Origin of the sequence: Galbibacter sp. (assembly GCF_035306585.1) — a bacterium.
Classification (GTDB): Bacteria; Bacteroidota; Bacteroidia; order Flavobacteriales; family Flavobacteriaceae; genus Galbibacter.
Window position 1 is genome coordinate 1 of the sequence record NZ_DATGNU010000118.1, and the last position, 2,853, is coordinate 2,853.

General features: G+C 39.0%; 1 protein-coding gene. It reads right to left on the reverse strand.

Annotation, left to right across the window (positions count from 1 at the left end; genetic code table 11):
- Nucleotides 1-321 precede the first annotated feature (321 nt).
- Nucleotides 322-2,490, reverse strand: a complete 2,169-nt coding sequence (katG, locus tag VKY50_RS10740; RefSeq protein WP_324301691.1) for a catalase/peroxidase HPI — start codon at nucleotides 2,488-2,490, stop codon at nucleotides 322-324.
- Nucleotides 2,491-2,853: the final 363 nt, after the last annotated feature.

Genomic DNA, 2,853 nt, shown 5'->3' on the forward strand with positions numbered 1-2,853 from the left:
ACCTACCTAACGGGCAAGGAATGGTACGTGATAGTATCCCATCATAAAACTCTTGTATACTAATCTAAATACTAATTTATCAAATATACCCCATTCCCAAATGGTAAAACAAGCTAGGATATTGTTCCTTGACGCTTTCAAACCACTTGAACGCGGGGTTTATAAAACTTATTAAATTGACTTGCTATCCAATTCAATTGAAAATCTCAATGGTCTTTTTGCTGTTCACTATATTATTGTACTATTGAGCATCCCAAGGGTCTAGTATAAGTGGTTATTTTAATGCCGCTTATAGCTTGTTGGCTGCTGGGATTTGCCCAATTATTTTAAATCGAATCGATCTGCATTCATCACTTTTACCCAAGCGGCAATAAAGTCTCTTATAAACTTTTCTTTGTTGTCATCTTGGGCATAAACTTCGGCATAGGATCTGAGGATAGAATTGGACCCAAATACAAGATCAACTCTTGTTGCTGTCCATATCTTATCTCCTGTTTTACGGTCAATTACATAATACAAGTTGTCACCATGTGGACGCCATGAATAATTCATATCTGTTAGGTTTACAAAAAAGTCATTTGTCAAAACGCCTTCCCGATCTGTAAAAACGCCGTGTTTTTCTCCTCCATAATTCATTCCTAAAACTCTCATTCCTCCTATTAAAACAGTCATTTCAGGTGCCGTTAAGCCCATTAATTGAGCTCGGTCAAGGAGGAGTTTCTCAGGTACAACGTCATAATCTTCTTTCAACCAATTTCTGAAACCGTCATGTACTGGCTCTAATGGTTCAAAAGATTCAATATCTGTCATGTCTTGTGTGGCATCTCCACGTCCCGATTTAAATGGAACGTTAACATGAAACCCACCTTCTTTGGCAGCCTGCTCAATGGCAGCGCTTCCCCCAAGTACAATTAGGTCTGCGATACTCACTTTTTTATCCAATTCAGATTGAATACCTGTTAGCTTATCAATTACTTTTTGTAGTCTTTCTGGTTCATTGCCTTCCCAATTTTTTTGTGGTGCCAATCGAATTCTAGCCCCATTAGCTCCCCCTCTAAAGTCGGAACCTCTAAATGTTCTAGCACTATCCCAAGCCGTATTTGCTAATTCTGTTCTACTGAGTCCACTGTTTAGGATCTTTGTTTTAATAGCTTCTATTTCAGTTTCAGTTAAGGTGTAATCAACAGATGGCACTGGATCTTGCCAAATTAAATCTTCCTGAGGGGCATCAGCACCAAGGTATTTTGATTTTGGTCCTAAGTCTCTGTGTGTTAACTTAAACCAAGCTCTTGCAAATACGTCTTCGAAATATTGAGGATCATTGTAAAATTTTTCCGATATTTTGCGATACTCTGGGTCTACTTTCATAGCCATATCAGCATCCGTCATAATGGGATTTCTTTTGGTATTAGGATCATGAGCATCAACCGGCATATCTTCTTCTTTAATATCAATTGGTTCCCACTGATGAGCTCCTGCCGGACTTTTTACATTTTCCCACTCGTAATTGAGTAAAAGATGAAAATAGGAGTGATTCCAACGATCAGGTGTTGTAGTCCAAGCCCCTTCTAATCCACTTGTAACAGTATTTGCACCTTTGCCTCCTTTCCATCCAAACCCTTGCTCCTCAAGTTCAGCAGATTCCGGATCGACCCCTAATAAACTTGCATTTCCATTTCCATGACATTTACCAACGGTATGCCCGCCAGCTGTTAAGGCAACAGTTTCTTCATCATTCATGGCCATACGTTTAAAGGTCATACGTACATCTTTAGCAGTTCTCGCTGGGTTTGGTATGCCATCAACTCCTTCTGGATTCACATAAATAAGTCCCATTTGAACGGCAGCTAATGGGTTTTCTAAAGAATTACGGTCTTCATCATTATCATAACGATTGTGAGTTGCTGCCAACCATTCTTTTTCAGAACCCCAGTATGTATCTTTTTCAGGGTGCCAGATGTCTTCCCTACCTCCAGCAAAACCATACGTTTTAAATCCCATAGATTCATAAGCCATGTTTCCTGCCAAGATAATTAGGTCTGCCCATGAGATTTTGTTTCCATATTTTTTCTTGATAGGCCATAAGAGCCTTCTAGCTTTATCTAGGTTTACATTGTCTGGCCAACTGCTGATAGGTGCAAATCGTTGGTTTCCTGTATTGGCTCCACCACGACCATCAGCAATTCTGTAAGTACCTGCTGCATGCCAAGCCATCCGAATCATTAACCCTCCGTAATGTCCCCAATCTGCTGGCCACCATTCCTTGCTATCGGTCATCAACTCTTTAAGATCTTTCTTGATGGCTTCTAAATCTAGTTTTTTAAACGCTTCAGCATAATTGAAATCTTTTCCTAGTGGATTGGTTTTTGTGTCGTGCTGGTGCAGAATGTCTAAGTTTAAAGCTTTTGGCCACCAATTTGTTGCAGTGTGCTGTGCTCCTGTATTTGCCCCATGAATTACAGGGCATTTTCCTTTTTGTGATTCGTTCATCTTTCTAATAATTTTAAGTTCTAGTATTTACCCCTTACCACCAAAGGTTCAACTAAGTAAGTGAGGTACTTACTTGTTCGTTTGGCAGTTGGTTGATTTTGTGTAATCAATAACAAATTAGTTTTTAATCCTGCATTTATTGTAGCCGATATGGAACTAACCCTAAAGGTGGGTTCATGAAACTGTTACCTCACGCTTCTCTACCTTCGTAGTATTGTCTAATACTAATAAAGTTATGAAAAAAAAATGACATCTTTATCCAATGGGCGATTATTTCAGTTCCAGAGTTTTATTGCCAAAACTGAAGAAAAAAGCCTGACAACAAAGAAAAACAAAGAAGAGAAACTACAAAATGTACAATAG